Annotated in this window: 15 protein-coding genes; 7 read left to right on the plus strand and 8 right to left on the minus strand. The window is 70.4% G+C overall.

Features of this window, described 5'->3' with window-relative positions:
- Positions 1-237: 237 nt before the first annotated feature.
- The 3 genes from AWZ10_RS39485 (at position 238) to AWZ10_RS39495 (ending at position 2,649) form a co-directional block, all read left to right on the plus strand.
- Positions 238-714 carry a hypothetical protein gene (locus tag AWZ10_RS39485; protein ID WP_060893464.1) on the plus strand — a complete coding sequence of 159 codons (477 nt, stop codon included), beginning with the start codon at positions 238-240 and terminating at the stop codon, positions 712-714.
- A 333-nt stretch (positions 715-1,047) separates the two neighbouring features.
- On the plus strand, positions 1,048-1,797 hold the full coding sequence (locus AWZ10_RS39490; RefSeq protein ID WP_046703599.1) for a class I SAM-dependent methyltransferase: 750 nt from the start codon (positions 1,048-1,050) through the stop codon (positions 1,795-1,797).
- A 318-nt stretch (positions 1,798-2,115) separates the two neighbouring features.
- Positions 2,116-2,649 (plus strand): AAA family ATPase, encoded by a 534-nt coding sequence (locus AWZ10_RS39495; protein ID WP_046703598.1) that lies wholly within the window; start codon positions 2,116-2,118, stop codon positions 2,647-2,649.
- A 297-nt stretch (positions 2,650-2,946) separates the two neighbouring features.
- Here the strand turns inward: AWZ10_RS39495 and AWZ10_RS39500 are convergent, their stop codons facing one another.
- Positions 2,947-3,867 carry a pseudouridine-5'-phosphate glycosidase gene (locus tag AWZ10_RS39500; protein ID WP_046703482.1) on the minus strand — a complete coding sequence of 307 codons (921 nt, stop codon included), beginning with the start codon at positions 3,865-3,867 and terminating at the stop codon, positions 2,947-2,949.
- Position 3,868: 1 nt separating this feature from the next.
- Positions 3,869-4,984 carry a carbohydrate kinase gene (locus tag AWZ10_RS39505; protein ID WP_046703481.1) on the minus strand — a complete coding sequence of 372 codons (1,116 nt, stop codon included), beginning with the start codon at positions 4,982-4,984 and terminating at the stop codon, positions 3,869-3,871.
- A gap of 390 nt (positions 4,985-5,374) precedes the next feature.
- Between AWZ10_RS39505 and AWZ10_RS39510 the strand changes: the two genes are divergently transcribed.
- The gene (locus AWZ10_RS39510) at positions 5,375-6,004 is read left to right on the plus strand and encodes a DUF6368 family protein (RefSeq protein WP_060893465.1); all 630 of its coding nucleotides are present in this window, start codon (positions 5,375-5,377) and stop codon (positions 6,002-6,004) included.
- Between the two features lie 332 nt (positions 6,005-6,336).
- Here AWZ10_RS39510 and AWZ10_RS39515 read toward each other — a convergent pair whose 3' ends face one another.
- Genes AWZ10_RS39515 through AWZ10_RS39535 form a run of 5 tightly spaced genes read right to left on the minus strand, consistent with a single transcriptional unit; the run spans position 6,337 to position 12,135 of the window.
- Positions 6,337-7,188, minus strand: a complete 852-nt coding sequence (locus AWZ10_RS39515; RefSeq protein WP_060893466.1) for a dioxygenase family protein — start codon at positions 7,186-7,188, stop codon at positions 6,337-6,339.
- Positions 7,181-8,281, minus strand: a complete 1,101-nt coding sequence (locus tag AWZ10_RS39520) for a maleylacetate reductase (protein WP_046703478.1) — start codon at positions 8,279-8,281, stop codon at positions 7,181-7,183. The genes AWZ10_RS39515 and AWZ10_RS39520 overlap by 8 nt, the downstream gene beginning before the upstream one ends.
- Positions 8,278-9,570: an MFS transporter gene (locus tag AWZ10_RS39525; protein ID WP_060893467.1), complete on the minus strand. Its 1,293-nt coding sequence runs from the start codon at positions 9,568-9,570 to the stop codon at positions 8,278-8,280. Before AWZ10_RS39525 ends, AWZ10_RS39520 begins: the two co-directional genes overlap by 4 nt.
- Positions 9,567-11,132 (minus strand): bifunctional 3-(3-hydroxy-phenyl)propionate/3-hydroxycinnamic acid hydroxylase, encoded by a 1,566-nt coding sequence (locus tag AWZ10_RS39530; RefSeq protein WP_060893468.1) that lies wholly within the window; start codon positions 11,130-11,132, stop codon positions 9,567-9,569. Before AWZ10_RS39530 ends, AWZ10_RS39525 begins: the two co-directional genes overlap by 4 nt.
- Before the next feature lie 16 nt (positions 11,133-11,148).
- Positions 11,149-12,135, minus strand: coding sequence for an amidohydrolase family protein (locus AWZ10_RS39535; protein WP_046703476.1), 987 nt, complete (start codon positions 12,133-12,135; stop codon positions 11,149-11,151).
- Positions 12,136-12,460: 325 nt separating this feature from the next.
- On the opposite strand from AWZ10_RS39535, the gene AWZ10_RS39540 reads away from it, so the two are divergent.
- The gene (locus AWZ10_RS39540; RefSeq protein ID WP_046703475.1) at positions 12,461-13,243 is read left to right on the plus strand and encodes an IclR family transcriptional regulator; all 783 of its coding nucleotides are present in this window, start codon (positions 12,461-12,463) and stop codon (positions 13,241-13,243) included.
- A 241-nt stretch (positions 13,244-13,484) separates the two neighbouring features.
- On the opposite strand, the gene AWZ10_RS39545 is transcribed toward AWZ10_RS39540, so the two are convergent.
- Positions 13,485-14,318 carry a PaaX family transcriptional regulator gene (locus tag AWZ10_RS39545; RefSeq protein WP_060893469.1) on the minus strand — a complete coding sequence of 278 codons (834 nt, stop codon included), beginning with the start codon at positions 14,316-14,318 and terminating at the stop codon, positions 13,485-13,487.
- Between the two features lie 182 nt (positions 14,319-14,500).
- Between AWZ10_RS39545 and AWZ10_RS39550 the strand changes: the two genes are divergently transcribed.
- Both AWZ10_RS39550 and AWZ10_RS39555 read left to right on the plus strand, forming a co-directional pair.
- Entirely contained in the window at positions 14,501-16,018 is a 1,518-nt protein-coding gene (locus AWZ10_RS39550) for an FAD-dependent monooxygenase (RefSeq protein ID WP_060893470.1), read from the plus strand.
- A partial coding sequence (locus AWZ10_RS39555; protein WP_060893471.1) for an acetate--CoA ligase family protein occupies positions 16,015-17,865 on the plus strand: 1,851 nt, incomplete at its 3' end. The genes AWZ10_RS39550 and AWZ10_RS39555, both read left to right, overlap by 4 nt.

Below are 17,865 nucleotides of genomic sequence, written 5' to 3' on the forward strand. Positions count from 1 at the left end.
CGAGGTCGATTCCTGTGCCGGAAAGGGAACCCTGGCACCTCCAACGGGAACCGGCCTCGGGCCCTACGCATTCGCGTCGGCCAGAGCCTCGTCGGAGGACCCAGGCCGTGGTTCAGCGGGGCCCCCGCCTCCGGAGTCTTCTCCGCGAACGCCTTCGCGGCCGCCTCCGCGTTCAGGTCCAGACCACATCGCCCGCCTCTGCCGACAGCCCACGGGGCATCACACTAGGCTGAGGTCATGCCACCGTGCCTGGACGTCTACGTGTGGGTTCCGCAGCGCACACCCAGCGTCTTCCAAGCGTTCATCGACCGCTACGTCGATACCGAGAACCCCGGTGACGAACGGCTACGCGCCTTCATGCGGACCTATGTTGTGGGAGCGCCGGACGAGGGGGACGACCTGGCTCTCGCCGAGCTTGGCCGGGTAGATGACTCCGGCAGTGCCTTTTCGCTCTACGTGAGGGCACGCGAGTTCTACGGGGCCATCATCACGGTTGCTCACGACGGTGCAGCCGTGTTGGGCCTCAGCCTCGACGACCCGGACAACTCCCCGCTGACAAGGGAGTCAGCTCGACACCTCCTTGGCCGGCTCTGCCATGAATTCTCGTCCCCCGCCGGCATCGCAGGAGCGGAGGTGCCACCGCCCCGGTCTCGGGCGGAATGGGAGGAGAGCTGGGTTGAGCTGCGTACAGGGGTACTCCCCAACGTGCGGTGACTGCATGAGGATCAGCAACCTGTTGTCGACCGCGCGCACTCGGCCACCAGGACGTCAGCCACCTTGGGTGGACGCCAGGGGGGCGTGGCTGGCCGCGTTCTGAGCGGGCCGGACTCACACCATCGTCCAGGGGTATCGGCGGCTCCGGACAGCGCGATGCGTGAAGACGACGCCGACTGCTGCGGTGGTGGACGCTCCTGCGGTGACCGGGGCGGCGCGGCAAGCGGCAGAGTGGGCGACGGGAGCGAGGTCTGCTGTATGCCTGTCCGCTCCGCAGTGGCTGCCCTCCATATCCGAGTGCGCGTATGAACGGAGCTGCATAGGGTGACCGGCGTGGACCCAGCTGACTTCTACACAGGCATTGTGGCGGACCTCTACGGACCGCTGAAGGCCTTCTCCCAGGACCCCGAACCCTACGCAGCCTTCATCCAGCAAACCGGCGTGCCGGCACTGGAGTTGGGGTGCGGAGACGGTGATCCCCTGCTCGAACTGCGCCGACGCGGCCTGGACGTCGACGGCGTCGACTCCTCATCCGACATGCTGGAGCGGCTTCGGCGCCGGGCGGAGGAACAGGACATCGGTGCCACCGTCTTCCACCAGCGCATGGAAACTCTGAACCTGCCCCGCCGCTACCGGGCGATCTTCCTCGCCGGACCGACCTTCACCCTGCTCCCCGACGACGACACAGCGCTCGCCGCCCTGCGCGGCATCAGCGCTCACCTGGCGGAGAGCGGCACCGCCCTGGTACCCCTGTTCACCCCCACACCGACCCCCACCGAACAGATCGGCCGGGTTCGCACGGCCGCGGCACCCGACGGCGCCGAACTCCGGGTATCCGTCGTCGCCGAGCAACGCGACGAGACGGCCCGAACCCAGACGACGCTTCTGCGCTACGAACGCCACCACGGCTCGGACAGCAGCATCGAAGAGCGCCCATGGATCATGCATTGGTACACCCGGGAGCAATTCGAGAAGCTGGCCACGACCGCCGGCCTGACAGTGACCGCGGTGACGGACCCGGACGGCAAGCCGGCCCCTGTTGATGGCACCGGCCTGCTGCACTTCCGGCTCCGAGTCACCTGATCGCCTCGCCTCCGAGAGGGTTTGAGATCACCCTCCGTGAACCGGTTCCCAAGAGCTGTGCCAGAACCCGAAACTCACCGACAGGCAGAGGCCGACAAGCCGTCGGATGACGTCCGGACTCACCGACGAGCGACATTCGTTGAGAGGTGCGCAGCCATCGGACGGCGGAGAGCCGCACGTCCCTGGCGGTGGCTCACCCGGTCACACCCTCCGAGTACCTGGGTTGACCACCTACTGCAGTCCGTCCCCGCGTCGATGCGGTCGTCACCGGGAATCGACTCGGCGGTGTCACCGGTCGTCGGTAGTGTGACCGTCGTGATGGTGGGCACAGGGGAAACCCGGCTGGTCGTGCTGCGTGGCAACTCAGCCTCGGGGAAGTCATCCGTCGCGGCCGGCCTGCGCGAGAGGTTCGGCCGCGGGCTGGCCCTGATCGGCCAGGACAACCTGCGCCGCGGGGTGCTCCATGAACGCGACCGGCCGGGAGCGGCGAACATCGGCTTGATCGATCTGACGGCCCGCTACGCCCTGGACGCCGGATTCCACGTCGTCGTCGAAGGCATCCTCTATGCCGACCGCTACGGCGACATGCTCGCCCGGCTGCGCGCCGACCACCGCGGCCCGACCCACGCCTACTACCTCGACGTGCCGCTCGCCGAAACCCTCGCCCGGCACGCAACCAAGCCGATCGCCGACGAAGTCGACGAAACCCGGCTGCGTGAGTGGTTCCGACCGCGCGATCTCCTGCCCGGCGGCATCGAGACTGTCATCGGAGCTGACAGCGCCCTGGAGGAGACCGTCGGCCGCATCATGCTCGACACCGGCCTGGCGGACCTGCCCGCACTGGACCGCTGACCGGGGCCTGGTTGCGACAGCCGTCGCGCCAGGCGTGCCTGGTGGCCGAGTAGGCAGGCGACCGCATTCGCGCCAAGGTTCGGCGTGATCGGCTCGGTCGTTCACCCGCCTGCGGCAGGTCTCCTGAACACCGCCCTTTTCCCGCCTTCTCCCGCGAGCCTCAGGAGGCGAGGGCCGCGCGTCCCTCGGGCTGCTGCCGCTCTCTCCTGTCTGGTCGGCGGCAAAGTGACTGCTGCGGTGGGCGGCAGGCTGTTCGGTTGCTGTGTCGGGCCACGGCTGTGCGTGGCCCGGTGCCACCTACTTCCGGGCGTACGCCACGGCGATGCGAGCGCCCAGGCGGGCGTTGTTGTTGACCAGGGCGATGTTGGCGCGGAGGCTGGCACCCTCGGTGAGTTCGACGATCTTGCCGAGAAGATACGGGGTGGCGTCCTTGCCGCCGATACCGGCCTTCTCCATCTCGGCGATGGCCTGTTGGATGATCCCCTCGATGCGTTCGGCAGGGATCTCGTCGGCCTCGGGGATGGGGTTGGCGATGTTGAGACCGCCTGTTCCGCCCAGTTCCCAGTGGGCGCGCATCACGGCGGCGATCTCCTCGGGGGAGTCGGCGCGCAGGGGGGAGGCGTGGCCGCTGGTCCGGGAGTAGAAGGAGGGGAACTGGTCGGTGCCGTAGGTGATGACCGGGACGCCGAGGGTCTCCAGGGTTTCCAGGGTCAGCCCGATGTCCAGGATGCTCTTGACCCCGGCGCTGATGACCGCCACGGGGGAGGCGGAGAGTTCGGTCAGGTCGGCGCTGGTGTCGAAGGTGGCCGGGGCGCCCCGGTGCACGCCGCCGATACCTCCGGTGACGAAGACGGGGATCCGGGCGAGCGCCGCGAGTCGCATGGTGCTGGCCACCGTCGTCGCGCCGTGGGCACCGCGGGCGACGACGTGGCCGAGGTCGCGGACGCTGACCTTGGCCACGTCGGGGCTGGTGGCCAGGAGTTCGAGGTCGGAGGCCTCCAGGCCGATCCGGGGCCGGCCGTGCAGGACCGCCACGGTGGCGGGGACAGCGCCGTTCTCCCGGATGATCCGCTCGACCTCGGTGGCCATCTCGACGTTCTGGGGGTACGGCATGCCGTGGCTGATGATCGTGCTCTCCAGCGCGACGACCGGGCGGCCGTCGTGCAGGGCGTCGCGGACCTCGTCGGTGATCGTCAGCAGGGGGTGATGGGTGGTCATCTCAGTCTCCGTCAGGGTGGTTCAACGCGTCCTCGACGAGGCGCGGGGACAGGTCGGGTCGTACGGTGGCGGTGGCGGCGACGGTCAGCGCGGCTGCGGCGTGGCCGAAACGCGCGGCCTCGACGGGCTCGGCGCCGCCCAGGACGGCGTGGACGAAGGCGGCGAGCATGGAGTCTCCCGCGCCGGTGACGTCCACGACCTCGGTCCGGGGCGCGGGCAGGAAGGTGTGACCGTGGCCCGCGCTGCTCAGCACGCTTCCCCCGGGGCCGAGCCGCACCCAGACATGGGTGACACCCCGGTCGTGCAGTGCGGCGGCGGCGGACAGTATTTCCTCGTCGGTCCCGACGGGGAGGTCCACCAGCGCCCGGAGCTCGTCCTTGTTGGGTGTGACGGCGAAGTACGGTCGCTCTGGGACGATCCCGGGGCCCAGCAGCGCTGCCTTGGGGACGCTCACCGGGTCGATCACCACCGGAACGTCGGCCGCCTTGGCCAGATCGGCGACGTAGTTGAGCGTCGCCGTGGCGAGGTTGCCGTCGAGCACCAGCATGGTGGCGCCGGCCACCAGCTCGCGGATGTGGTGAAGGTCGGCGGGGGACAGCTCGTCCGTGGCCGTCATGTCGGCGACGGCCACCAGCAGGTCGCCGTCCGCGTCCAGGACGGCGGTGTAGGTGCCGGTGGGGTGGATGCTGAGGTGGACGTGGTCGGTTCGCACCCCTGCGGCCTGGGTCTCGCGCAACAGTGACTCGCCTGCCGGATCCCGGCCGATGGCGGCGATGAGGTGGGTCGGCGTACCCAGCCGGGCGAGGTTCTCGGCGATGTTGCGCCCGACTCCGCCCGGGCTGGTGTGCGAGCGGCCCGGGTTGCTGGTGTGCCGGGTCACCGGTGCCAGACTGCGCACCTTGTGGTCCATGTTCGCCCCGCCGACCACGACCACCGCGTTCTCCTGGCGCACGATGTAGCCGCGCCCCAGGATGGCGCCCTTCTTTCCGAGGTTGGAGAGGTGGACGTTCACTGCGGTGCGGGTCGTGCCCAACGCATCGGCCAGCGCTTGAGGCCCGGCCAGAGGGTCACGCCGCAAGAGTGCCAGGATCTCGCGCTCCCGTTGCGTCAGCATCATACTTATCACAATAAGGCATCTTTGCTGGAATAAGGAAGAGTGGTGGTCGCCGAGAACGCCGGCGCGTGGGGGCGTTCCATCGGGGCCTTCGAGTGCGACGCTCGCAATGGGGCGAGGAAGGGGTCTGTCACTGGGCCCGGAATTCCTGTCGCCGCTCTCGCGCCGGGGCATGGTGAAGTCCAGGTCCTCGGACCCGTCTCAAGCACCTGACGCCGGGATACACGACACGACACCGCCCGCCCACACTCACTCCCGCTCACCAGAACACCCATGAACGCACTCCAGCGCCAGCAGCTCCAAACCCTCTCTCGAAGTGACCAGGGGCGACTCCGCATCGCCACCGAGAACGACTTCGAGCGGCGGCGGAGCCGATCAAACTAGGATCCCGGCATGTCTGGTCCGACGTTGGTGATCGAGTTGGCGGAGCCGCTCTCCCCGGCTGTGCTGCGGGAGTTCCGCGTGTTGATGGTGGGGCTCTCCTCCCACTTCCACGAGAAGCGGCCCGGGTTCTTCGACGTCAACGTGCCCGCGGAGCGACTGGGCGTCGAGGACAGGCGAGCGGAGGACTGGCGCAAGCCATTCCCGCTTCCACTCCTCAGCAACCACTCCGTGTACGAGGAGCTCACGGCACTGGTGGGATTCAATCCGCAGCGCGAGGACTGGCGTCGACCCTTCCTGGTCTACTTGATGGGGCCGGGTGTCGGCGACGAGAGCACCTTCGAGGCTGAGCACGAGGACGAGCCCGAGGTGGAGGCCATCCTCGGCTTCAGGCCGACCCATGCCGTCAACGTCAGCGCCTGCTGCAATCGCGAGATAGACCACGTGGCGACCGCCCTGCTGACCGCTGCGATCATGGACGTCATCGGAGGCGTGGCCAAAGTCGAACTGCTGGACGCACAGGCGTCGATCGTCGCCGGCCTTCCAGGGGTGCTGGGGATCGAGGACGATTGGATGGCGTTGGGAACTGCGGAGTTCCTGCGGGCCTGGGTCGGACACCCCGGTTTCCGGCTGGTCAAGTAGAAGCCCGGTTCGGGCGGCCCTGCGTCCGGCCCCGGTAGAAGCACAGGAAGTCAACCGACTCGCCCGTTCGTTCGGCTGGCGGTCCGCTCGCGGAGTCCTTGTGCGCCACATGCAAGCGCGAGCCTCTCCAAGGCCGCAGTGCCTGGGCCGACGAGCGGGAAACCCGCACCGACCTGTTCCAGCGGCCGCACTGCTCCCACACCCGACGACGCCACTCCAGCTTCGGACGACGCAACCCCGTCGCTTACGAGACAACACCCGACACAACATCAACCAGCCTGGCCCGAGCCGCAGGGCCGGTGTCCCATTTCAGGGTCGGACCCCGTGTCTGCTCACTCCTTCCTGAGGACGATGTCAAACGTCGTCGAGGTCCACGGGCCGGCCAACTGTCGGCTGTCCGGCGTCGGTGTTCCGGCCTCGTGACGGTTGAAGGGGCGGATGAGTGACTCCTGCACACCGAAGACGGAGTCGGCGTCCAGACAAGGGTCGCCCGCCACGAAGATGTGAGTGATGAGACGACGGAAGCCCGGTGCCGTCACCATGAAGTGCAGATGCGGTGCGCGCATCGGCGAGCGGCCGGCGTGGTCGAGGAGCCGGCCGACCGGCCCGTCGTCCGGGATCGGGTACGGCGTGGGGGTGAGCGCCCAGAACCGGTAGTGGCCCTCGGCGTCGGTGAACAGGTGTGCGCGCCCCGCGAGTTCGCCGTCTTCGTACTGGACGTCGTACTTGCCGTCGTCGTCGGCCTCCCACACCTCGACGCGGGCCCCGGGGACGGGGTTGCCGTCGGTGTCCGTGACCCGGCCGCCGACCCACGCCGGCTCCCCGGTCGCGCTGCCCGCGATGTCCCCGCCGAGCTCGATCAGAGGTGAGTCCTGGACGAAGAACGGGCCGAGGACCGTGGACTCCGTCGACTCGTCGGGGCCCGGTTCGTTCACCGCGACGGTGAGCATGGAGATACCGAGGACGTCCGAGAGGAGGACGAACTCCTGGCGGGTGTCTGTCGTGATGTGACCGGCCGCGGTGAGGAACTCGATCGCCGCGCTCCATTCGGCTTCCGTGAGCCCGGTCTCGCGCACGAACGCGTGCGCGTGTCGCACAAGTGCCTGCATCACCTCACGGAACCGGTCGTCCTTCGCGGAGCCGAAGCTCGCGACGACTTTGTCGGTCAGCTCCTGTTCAGTCATGGGGCTGCTCTTTCGTATGAAGGAGGGGTACCGGTGTGGGCGTGTCCCCGCGCCATGCGCGTCCCAGCAGGCCGCGCATCTCGTCGCGGGTCACCCGGCGGGGGTTGGAGTCCGGCACCTGTGCCATGACCAGGTCCGCGGCCCTGTCGAGTTCCTCCTCGGCGAGCCCCAACTCGCTGAGCGAACACGGGGGTTCGACGCTCGCGTAGAGACCGAGCAGCGCGGCGAAGGGATCCGTGGGCGCGTCGAGCGCAGCTCCGAGGTGCCGTGCCGCCTCGGGTGCCGCGGCCAGGTTGAGGCCGACCACGTGCGGCAGGACCACCGAGTGCAGGGCGGCGTGTTCGAGGTCGTACGCGCCGCCGAGTACGTGGCACACCTTGTGGTGCAGTCCGGAGCCGGCCCCCGCGAAGGCGACGGCCGCGAGGTAGGTGCCGAAGAGGATCTGCCGACGGGCCGGGACGTCCTGGCCGTCGGCGACGATGCGCGGCAGGGCGGACGCCAGCGAACGGACGCCCTCCACAGCCAGGGCGGAGCTGATCGGGTTGTGCCGGGGGGCCCACCACGCGTCGACGCAGTGGGCGAGCGCGTTGAGGCCGGATGTCACCGACAGCCGCGTCGGCAGCGACAGCATCAGCGTGGCGTCGTAGACGACGACGCGAGGGAGCACCTTCGAGTCGACGCCGGTGCGTTTGTGGCCGTCCTCGGTGAGGCCCCAGACGGGGGTGGCCTCGGAGCCGGCGTACGTCGTGGGGACGGCGAGGATCGGCAGGCCGGTGGTGAGCGCCGCCGCCTTCGCGGTTCCCGTCGTCGATCCTCCGCCGACGCTCAGCAGCAGGTCGGCTTCGTGGTCGCGGGCGGCCGCCCGCACGGCCTCGGCCACATCGGCCGGCACGTGCGGACGGACGGCACCGAAGACCGCCACGACGGGAGAGTCCTTGCAGATGTCCTCGGCCAGGGCCCGCTCCCCGTCGGCCGCGATCACCAGGACCCGGCTCGCGCCGAGTCCCGCGACCTCCGCCGCCACGTCCTTGCGAGCGGTGCCCGAACCGAAGACGACCCGCTGGCCCCAGGACTCGTAGACGACTCGCGTCATGTGGTCACCGCTCGCACCCGGGGTACCGCGCCCGCCGCGAACGCCCCGAGCAGCGCCGGTACGGCGAAGGCGTAGAAGGCCCACTCGACGTCGGCGCCCGAGCTGAGGACGAACGCGCCCAGGGACGGGCCGGCGATCGCGCCGAAGCGGCCGATCGACAGGGCCCATGCGAGCCCGTTGCCGCGCAGGGCGTCCGGGTAGCGCGTCACGATGAACGCGTTGCCGAGGATCTGCGAGCCGATGAACCCGAACCCGCTGATGAACATGAGCACGAACATGACCGGCGTCGGCGGGCGGGTGCTCATCGCGACCAGACTCACCGTGCCGACCAGGAACGCGACGACCACCACACGCTTGGCGCCCAGCGCGTCCGCGACACGGCCGCCGACGATGGCCCCGACCCCGACACCCAGCCACATGGCGGCCGTCTGCAGCAGAGCCGAGCCGAGGGAGAAGCCGGCGGCCTGCATGATGCTGGGCAGCCAGGTGCTGATGCCGAAGACCAGAAGCAGGCCGCAGAACGACATGGCCCAGAACAGCACCGTCGAGACCGCGAGCCCGCCCGTCAGCAGCGAGCCGATACCGAGCCAGCGACCCGGGTCCGACGTCGGGGAGGCGTCCGACGGGGCGAGACCGAGCTGCCCCTCCACCGCCCTCGCCTCGGCCGTCCGGCCCGTACGGCTGAGGTGGAACGGGCTCTCCGGGAGCCGGAGCACCAGCGGTATGGCCAGGAAGACAGGGATCACACCGATCACGTACAGCCAGCGGTACGAGACGTCGGGCAGCAGGGCCGTGCCGAGCAGGGGGGAGCACAGGGCGCCGGCCGCGTAGCCGCTCATGATCAGGGCGACGTTGCGGCTGCGGCGGCCCGGCTCGCTGAGGTCGGCGACGTAGGCGTTGATCGTCGGCAGTACGAGGCCGAGGCCGAGGCCGACGACCAGGCGTCCGGCCCCGAAGGACGGGACGCCTCCGGCGATCGTGCAGACCGCCATGCCGAGCGAGAACACGGTGGTGCCGAAGAGCAGGAGCCGACGTGGGCCGGTGCGGTGCACGAGGGCCCCGGCGAGGGCCGCGCCGATCAGCATCCCGATGCCGACGAGCGAGCCGATGGTGCCGGCCTCGGCCTTGTCGATGCCGAGTGAGGGGTCGCCGAGGATCGCGGGGACGGTGACGCCGTACACGGCGAGGTCGTAGCCCTCGAGGGACGCGACGACCCAGGCGGCGATCAGCATGAACGTGCTCGCGGACACTCTTCGGGCCTGCGGGCGGGTGACGGAGGGTGCGGTCATGGCCGGATCCCTTCTCCAGCTATGGCAGGAGCCTGTACCGGCTCGACTGCTGAGGCAAGTGTGGTCAGGAGTGGCGGGACGTCGAGGAGGACGCCCACGGTGCCGAGGATGTAGAAGTCGGGCCGCCACAGCACGGCTGCACGGCCGGTCTCGTCGAACCAGCGCCCGTAGACGCCGCCGACATCGGTGATCCCGTCGGTGGTGAGCCGGCGGTCGGTGAGGTGGTGGTCGGTGAGGTGGTGGACGGCGACGCCGAGCCCTGCGGCGCGTTCGGTGGTCGAGGCGTCGAGCGAGGCGCCCTCGCGGCTGTCGACGAGGAGGACGAACCCACGACCGAGGACCTCGTCGAAAAGTCCCTCGGCGCCCTGCGACTCCACCCGGCCGTGGGGCATCAGGTGTCCTGCGCGCGGGGACTCGTCGTGCAGGCCGGGGCCGAGGCCGGGGAAGCGCATCTTCTCGGGGCGCCCGTCCGTCTCGCGCAGCGCGATCAGGCGGGCGTCCCGCTCGGCGGCGGCCACCGGATCGCGCATGGTCTGCACCCGACCCAGCTCGATGCCCTTGGCGATGATGGCCCGCACATGCGGCTCGCGTTCGCTCTGGTACGTGTCCAGGAGGGCATCGTCGGCACCTCGCAGCACGGCGTCGAGCTTGAACGCGATGTTCTGCGCGTCCCGGATGCCCGAGCACATGCCCTGCCCGAGGAAGGGCGGCATCTGGTGGGCCGCGTCCCCGGCGAGCAGGATCCGGCCGCTGCGCCAGCGCTCCGCGACGAGCGAGCGGAAGGTGTAGGTGGCGACGCGGACGAGCTCCGCCTGCGAGCGGTCGAGGTAGGCGGCGACCCGTGCCCACACCCGATCGGGCTCCCGCTCGACGGCGAAGGAGTCGGCCGAGTCGAGCATGAAGCTGAACCGGTGGTGCTCAGGGCCCAGCGAGATGATCGATGTCGGCTGCCCGGGGTCACAGACCTGGCGGGCCTTGGGGATGTCCGTGGCACCGGTCAGACGGAAGTCGCAGACCATCCACGGCTCGGAGAAGCCGTAGTCCTCCTGGTCGATGCCGAGCGAGCCCCGGGTGAAGCTGTTGCCACCGTCGCAGGCAACGACGTACCGGGCCGAGACGTCCATGCCGCTTCCCTCGACCTGGATGTCCACGCCGTGGCGCGTGCTGTGCAGGCCGGTGACCCGGGAGTCCATCCGGATCTCGACATTCCCGAGGGCGCGGACCAGGCCGTCGAGGGTGTCCTCCAGGTAGGGCTGGTACATCATGTACCACTCCGCCCAGCCCTGGCTCCCGACGGCGGCGAAGTCGTGCTCGATGAGCAACTCGCCGGCGCCGTTGCGCCACTCGTAGTTCCGTTGGACGTGCAGTGTGGGCAGCAGATCGCGGGAGATGCCGAGGCGGTCGAAGGTCCGCATCGTCTCGTCGTCGAAGATGGCGGCGCGCGGAAGGTTGTAGAGGGTCGGGTAGCGCTCAAGGACGACCACGTCATGGCCTGCCTGCCCGAGCAGCGCCGCGGTGACCATGCCCACGGGCCCGTACCCGATGACGGCGACGTCGTACACGTTCGTTTCCTCCCGCTCATACGCCCGCGAACGCGGGTGCGGTGGTGAGGCCGAGCAGCTTCTCGGCGTTCTGGTGACCGATCTTGAGCCGGTCGGCGTCGCTGATCGGGGCGTCGCGCAGAAACCTTGTGGCCGTCGCGATGTCCTCGAAGGGGTAGTCGGTGCCGAAGAGGATGTGGTCGGCACCCATCGAGAGCAGGGCGGTGAGCAGCGGGGCGGAGGAGCAGACGCCGCTGGTCGTGATGTAGAGGTTGTGGCGGAGGTACTCCGAGGGGCGCCCCCGCTTGAGCTCGATGCCGTGGTGCGCGTGGAAGTCCCAGCGGGAGTCCATGCGCCACATCACGAACGGCAGGCCTTCTCCCATGTGGCCGAGCAGCAGCTTGGCGTTCGGGAAGTCGTCGAAGACCCCGCCGAAGATCAGGCGCAGGACGTGAGTGGCGGTGTCGATGCCCCAGCTCCACATCGGCCCGACGAGTTCCGGGTGTCCGGACAGCACGTGCGCGGTGTCGACGCCGTTGGCCGGGTGCAGGTAGAGCGGCACGTCGAGGTGCTCGGCGCGCTCCCACACGACGCGCAGGGCGGGGTCGTCCAGGTACCTGCCGTGGGTGTGGGCGTTGACCAGTGCGCCGCGCAGGCCGAGCTGCGTGACCGCGCGTTCCAGCTCGTCGGCCGCGGCCTCGGGGTCCTGCAGGGGCAGCGCGGCGAAGCCGGAGAAGCGGTCGGGGTGTTCGGCGATGACGCCGGTGAGGAAGTCGTTGACCGTGATCGCCTGGCGTACGGCGGCGGACGGGTCCTGCTCCGCCTGAAGACCGGGGGAGTTCAGCGACAGCACCTGCATGTCCAGGCCGGCGGCGTCCATGGTGTCGAGGCGTTCCTCGGTGAGGTCGAGGAGCCGGCGGGAGGCTTCGGCCCAGGCGCCGGGCTGGGCGATGGACGCGGTCGACGCGCCATGGCCCACCAGGTCGGGGGTCACGAAGTGCTCTTCGAGGCCGATCAGCTTCATTGCGGAGTTCTCCTCGGGGAGGGGTGGGTGTTCGCAGCCGATGTCTCGTATGCGGGGGTGCGGCGATGCCCGGCTCGGTGTGAGTGGCCGGGAGGTGGATGCGCCGGTGTCTGCGCCGGAGGGTTGAGCGGCTCCGGGCGGCTGCGAAACGGGCCGCCGGTGTGACCGGGGCACTCGGGGGAGGTGAGTGCCACCGCTGTCGCAGTTCACCAGAACGTAACGCGTTCTGCAATAGTGAATGTAAGATCTGTTCGTGATCGGCGGTCGGCGCTCGTCGCGTCGATAGGCTGAGCACCGTCATTCACCTGCGGGAAGAGAGCGCGCTGTGACCGAGAGCGACCCCAAGGAGAACGGGGAGCGTCAGGGCATCCAGTCCGTCGAGACCGCGATGCGGGTCCTGCTGGCGCTGGAGAACGGCGGCGGAGCGCTGAGCCTGTCGGCGATCGCACAGGCGAGTGGCATGCAGCCCAGCAAGGTGCACCGCTATCTCGTCAGCCTCGGTCGCATAGGGCTGACCTCGCAGGATCCCGCCTCCGGTCTCTACGACTTCGGGGCCGCGATGCGCCGCATGGGCGCCGAAGCGCTGCGTCGCACCAACGAGGTGGCGGTGGCGGGCCGCCACGCGACGCAGCTTCGCGACCGCACGGGCCACTCCGTGAACCTGGCCGTGTGGGGGGACCGTGGTCCGCTCGTGGTGAGCTGGGCGTACGGCACCCGCCCGCTTCCCCTGACGGTGCGCGTCGGCGCCACGCTCCCCCTGCTCACGTCCTCCGTGGGCCAGGTCTTCCTCGCCCACCTGCCCGAGAGTCTCACCGGCGAGGTGCTGGGCGGAGAGCTCCGCGGCAAGGAGGCGGAGTGGACGGGCGAGCGCCTCGCGGCCACCCGGGCGCAGGTCCGCGAGGAGGGACACGCGGTGACGCACAGCGGTGTGATCCCGGGCATCATCTCGGTCGCCGCGCCCGTCTTCGCGGCGAACGACCCGCTGCCGCTCGCCGTCTCCGTCGTCCTGCCCGAGAGCCTCGGCACCCCGGACCACCTCGCCGAGGTGACCCGTGAACTGCACGACACGGTGGCTGCGGCGTCGCACGAGCTGGGGTACCTGTCGTAGCGCCCCCGGGGCAGCCCTCAGGTCCTGCCTGGCGGATCACGCCGCGGACCCGAGGTCCGGCGCGCCGGTCCGCGGCGTTGTCGTCGGTCGCCGACTCGCCCACGCTCGGCATCGGTCGAGCGGGAAGGCCCCCGTCGCGTCGACGCCCTTCTCCGCCTTGCAGGTCGACGCACGAGACACTGCTCGACGGCGGCGACAAGGGCGTCGCCGAGCGACCGCGACCTGATCCGCCGGTCAGGCCCTACTCGTCGGGACGTGGGCCGGCCACCTCGTCGGGACGTGGGCCGACCACCTCGTCGTAGTGGGTCTCGGCCGACGGTCCGAGGATCTCGTGGGCCTCCAGGAACATCTCGTGCGCATCTTGGCCCACCCAGCCCGCCGGGAGGAGCTCGGTCGGCAGGTCCGGGTCGCGGAAGGGGAACTTGCGGTAGTCGTAGGTCAGCCGCATGCGCTCGACCAGCGCCTCCTCGGGGCTGAGGTGCCCGGCCCGGTACGACGGCATGCGGCTGCGGTAGGTGCGCAGCAGCTCCCGGTAGTCCTCGTTGAGGGCGGCGAGGTCCCAGCTGCGCGCCGCCATCTCGCGGTCGACGGGCAGCCCGCCGGACTGGCAGCGCAGGGTGTCCAGGCGGATGGCCGGCTCGTCCGCGAACTTCTCCCGGACCTGCTGGAGCCGGTCGTGCGGGGAGACGTACGTGGACGGGGCCAGGGGGCCGAAGCCCAGCCAGGCCAGGTCCTTGCGGATGCGGTCGCGTACACCGCGCTCACTCTCGGGGACCGAGTAGATGACCATGTACCAGTGGCGGTCCCAGTCGGACGGTGCCCGGTCGAAGATGCGTGAGCGGCCCTCGTCGAGGAGCTGGAGACTGCGCTTGTTCAGCGCGTACAGCGTCTCCCTGCCCTCGCGCCGGACGTCGAACCAGCCCTCCTTGCGCAGGCGCGCGAGAACCACCCGCACCGTGCTCTCACCGACACCGAAGCAGCCCATCAGTGTGCTGAGGGTACGCAGTCGGGCGGCGCCGCCGCGGTAGCGGACGTAGTCGCCGAAGAGGTCGAAGACGATCGATCGAGGCTTCACGGAATCGACTATTTCACACGGACGGCCGTCGCAATGGTGAGGCATCCGGCCAAGGAACCCCTGTTCCCCGTGGTGAAGCCACCTCGGCAATGCGTTACAAATTATTGACGCCCGTGTATCCATTGACACAATATGCGTCCGGGCCTGAGTCTGGGCTTGTACTCGACGTGGAGGCAGGAGCCATGGTTTCTCGGATCGCTTGCGTGGGAGGCGGCCCCGGCGGGCTGTTCTTCGCGGCACTCATCAAGCAGGCCGATCCGTCGGTCGAGGTGACGGTCTTCGAGCGGAACCGCCCGGAGGACACCTTCGGCTTCGGCGTGGTCTTCTCGGACGCGACGCTGGCCGCCATCCACGCCGCGGATCCCGTGCTGCGCAACGCGCTCGCGGAGCACGGCCGGCACTGGGACGACATCGAGGTGCGGCTCAAGGGGCAGCGGATCCGGTGCGGCGGCAACGGCATGGCCGCCATCACCCGCAAGACCCTGCTCAGCCTGCTGCACCGGCGGGCCGAGGAGGTCGGCGTCGAGCTCCGGTTCAGCCACGAGGTTCCCGCGGATCCCGAACAGCTGGCCGACTATGACCTGATCGTGGCCGCCGACGGGGCGAACTCCCGGTTCCGTGACCGTCTCGCCGACGTGCTCGTGCCGGAGGTGGAGGTCGCGACCGCCAAGTTCATCTGGTTCGGCACGAACTACCTCTTCGACGGGCTTACCTTCGTGCACGAGCACGGCCCGCACGGCACCTTCGCCGTGCACGGCTACCCGATCAGCGACAGCGTCAGCACCTTCATCGTCGAGACCGACGAGAAGTCCTGGCGGCGTGCGGGCCTCGACGAGTTCGACAGCGCGCAACCGCCCGGCCCGAGCGACGAGAAGACCAAGCAGTACCTGGAGAAGCTCTTCGCCGGGCAGATCGACGGGCACGACCTGCTGGTCAACAACTCCCGCTGGGGCAACTTCCGCACCCGGCGCACCCGGCGCTGGCACAGCGGCAACGTCGTCCTGCTCGGCGACGCCGCGCACACCGCGCACTTCTCCGTCGGCTCCGGCACCAAGATGGCCATGGAGGACGCGATCGCCCTCGCCGACAGCCTCCTCGACCACCGCGACGACCTCGCGAGCGCCCTGAACGCGTACGAGGCGGCGCGGCAGCCGTCAGTGGCGAAGATCCAGGGCGCCGCCCGGCCGAGCCTGTCGTGGTGGGAGCACTTCGGGCGCTACCACGACGCGTTCGAACCGACGCAGTTCGCCTTCCACTTCATCTCCCGCAGCATCGGCAAGGAACGGATCGCGCGCCGCGACCCGGAGTTCGTCGAGCAGGCCCTACAGCACTGGCGGGCGGCGCACGAAGGGCTGGATCCCCTGGACACGCCGTTCCGGGAGTTCGGCGGACGGCGGCTGACCGCGGCGGAGCTCGCGGCGCTGCGATCCGAGGGGTGCCTGTGGCTCGCCGCACCGCAGGCTGAGGCCCAACTACCCCAAAACTACGGAGAGTTGGGTGAAGCCCTGAGTGGCGACACACCGCCGGATCTGGTCGCCGTGCACGGCGGAACCCCGCTCACCCGGTCGCTGCTCGCCGAACAGATCCGGCTGGAGCACGGCGTACCCGCACTGATCGTGGAGGACACGATGGACGACGACCGGGCCGAGACGCTGCTGCTGTCCGGGCGCGCCGACCTGGTGGCGGGGGAGCGGGCATGAGTACGAACCTGACGCCGATGTTCGAGCCCGAGGGCGTGGTGGTGATCGGCGCCTCGCGGCAGAGCGGCAAGCTGGGTGCCGCCATGGCCCGTTCGCTGGCATCCTTCCCCGGCGCCCGCGCGCTGGTCAACGCGCGGCGCCCCGAACCCGACGCGGGCATGTACGCCTCGGTCGCGGAAGCCGCCGCGCACACCGACGGACGGCTCGACCTGGCCGTACTCTGCGTACCGGCGGCCGGCTGCGCCCAGGCCCTGGCCGAGGCCGCCGCTGCGGGCTGCCGTGCCGCGCTCGTCTGCGCCGGGGGTTTCGGCGAGGCGGGCCCGGAGGGCGAGCAGTACGCTCAGGCACTGCGCCGCGTCGCCGAGCACACGGGGATCCGTCTGCTCGGTCCCAACACCTCCGGGTTCTTCGCCCCTCACCTGAGCCTGACAGCCAGCTTCGTGCCGGCGGCCGGGCAACTGCCGGCCGGGGAGATCGCGGTCGTCGCGGCCAGCGGCGGCGTCAACCACGCGCTCTCCTTCGACCTGGTCGCCGCCGGGAACGGCATCAGCCTCGGCGTCGGCATCGGGGCAGGCCTCGACGTCACCGCCGCGGACGTCCTGGCACACCTCGCCGGAGACAGCCGTACGACAGCCGTCGCACTGCACCTGGAGACGGTTCCGGACGGACCGCGGCTGGTCGAGGCCGTACGCCTGGTGGCCGCCGTCAAGCCGGTCGTGGCACTGGTCGTCGGCCGCAGCGACGTCGGTGACTTCGCCCGGTCGCACACCGGCGCGCTCGCCACCTCCTGGCGGACCACACGCGCCGCGCTGCGGCAGGCCGGAGCAGTGGTCGTCGACGACGAACGGGAGATGGTCGACGCACTCACCGCGCTGTCGCGTGTCCGGCTGCGGCCGCACCCGGACCCGGGGCTCGCGATCGTGACCGCCCAGGCCGGGCCGGGGCTGCTGCTCGCGGACCGGGCGGGCGCCGACGGAGTCCGGATGCCGGAGCTGGCCGCGAGCACACAGCGCACGCTGGGCGAGCTGCTGCCCCCGCTCACCTATCAGCGCAACCCCGTCGACACCGGCAGACCCGCCGAGACCTTCGCCCGTGTCCTCGACGCCACGGCCGCGGATCCGGCGGTGGACCTCCTCGCCGTCTACGCCCTGACCGAGCCCGACAGCGTCGACCTCGCCTCGGCCGCGGAGGACGCCGGCCTCGGCGCCCGGTACCCGGCCGTCGTGGCCGTCGGCGGCCTGCCCGAGGACGTCGCCGAGCAGCGAGCGCGGCTGCACAAGGCGGGGATTCCGGCACTGACCGGACCGGCGTCGGCCGCCAACGCCGTACGGGCACTGGTGACGCATGCCCGGCAGCGGGCCGTGCCCGCCGACACGCCCTCGCAGGAGACGGCCGTCTCCGTGCCCGTCGGCCCCCTGGACGAGGACGCGGCCAAGGCCTTCCTCACGGGGCTCGGCATCCGCACCCCCGACCGCGTCGCCTGCGACACCCGCGCCGACGCCCACTACGCCCTGCACCTGCTGGGCGGGCCCGTCGCGGTGAAGGTGCTCGACGCCGCGATCCTCCACAAGACGGAGATCGGCGGAGTCCACCTGGGCGTCCGCACCGCCGACGAACTCGACGCGGCCGTGGACGCCATCGGTCCCGACCACCGCTACCTGGTGGAGGCGATGGCCCCGGCCGGCGTCGACCTCGTACTCGGCGTACGACGGGACCCCGTGTTCGGGCCGATCGTCCTCACCGGGCTCGGGGGCACCGCCGCCGAGGCGCTCGCCGACGTCGCGATCCGGCTCGCCCCGCTCTCCGCCGCCGAGGCCGCCGGGATGCCCGACGACCTGGCAGCGCGC

The sequence above is a fragment of the Streptomyces europaeiscabiei genome, from assembly GCF_001550375.1.
In the GTDB taxonomy this organism is placed as follows: domain Bacteria; phylum Actinomycetota; class Actinomycetes; order Streptomycetales; family Streptomycetaceae; genus Streptomyces; species Streptomyces europaeiscabiei.